Raw genomic sequence first — 697 nt, 5'->3', positions numbered from 1 at the left:
GCCCGAACGCCCCGGCCCCCGCCCCGCCACCGGCCGTCCGGGACGCGGCTGCAGAGCGGCCGCTGCCGCCGGAGGCGCTGCGGGGCGCGTTCCGGCCGATCACCGAGGTGGGCGCCGCCGTCCTGCACCGGCGGTGCGCCGATGTCACCGGGTTCGGGTCGCCGGAGCTGTCCCGGCTCGTCGACGACATGTTCTTCACCATGCACGCCGCCCGCGGCGTCGGTCTCGCCGCCAACCAGATCGGCGTGGACCTGCGCGTGTTCGTGTACGACTGCCCAGACGACGACGGCGTCCGCCACATCGGCCACGTGTGCAACCCGGTCCTCGACCTGCTCCCGGACACGGCCGGCAGCGCGGCTCCGGCCGGCCCGGCCCTCGTCCGGGCGGAAGGCTGCCTCTCGGTGCCGGGCGCCCGCCACGAGCTGGCCCGCGCCGCCCGCGCCGTCGTCCGGGGCAGCGACAAGGACGGCAACCCGGTCGTCGTGGAAGGCACCGGCTTCTTCGCCCGCTGCCTCCAGCACGAAACCGACCACCTCGACGGCACCCTCTACACCGACCGCCTGACCCCCGACCAGCGCGCCCGCTGCCTGGCGGACATGGCCGAGAACGCCGAGGCCGTCCGCGCCGCCCGCCTGACCCGCGCCCGACTCCTGAACCGCTGACCGCGACAGGCGGGCTCGGAGGGGCGGGGGAGGCC

1 protein-coding gene is annotated in these 697 nt (G+C 76.8%); it reads left to right on the top strand.

Annotated features, from left to right (window positions below):
• Window positions 1-62: 62 nt before the first annotated feature.
• Window positions 63-662: a peptide deformylase gene (def, locus tag EF903_RS33380; protein WP_125548606.1), complete on the top strand. Its 600-nt coding sequence runs from the start codon at window positions 63-65 to the stop codon at window positions 660-662.
• The last annotated feature ends 35 nt before the right edge of the window (window positions 663-697 follow it).

The organism is Streptomyces sp. WAC05292 (assembly GCF_003949955.1).
GTDB lineage: Bacteria > Actinomycetota > Actinomycetes > Streptomycetales > Streptomycetaceae > Streptomyces > Streptomyces globosus.
This window is presented reverse-complemented; position numbering and strand designations above follow the sequence as displayed.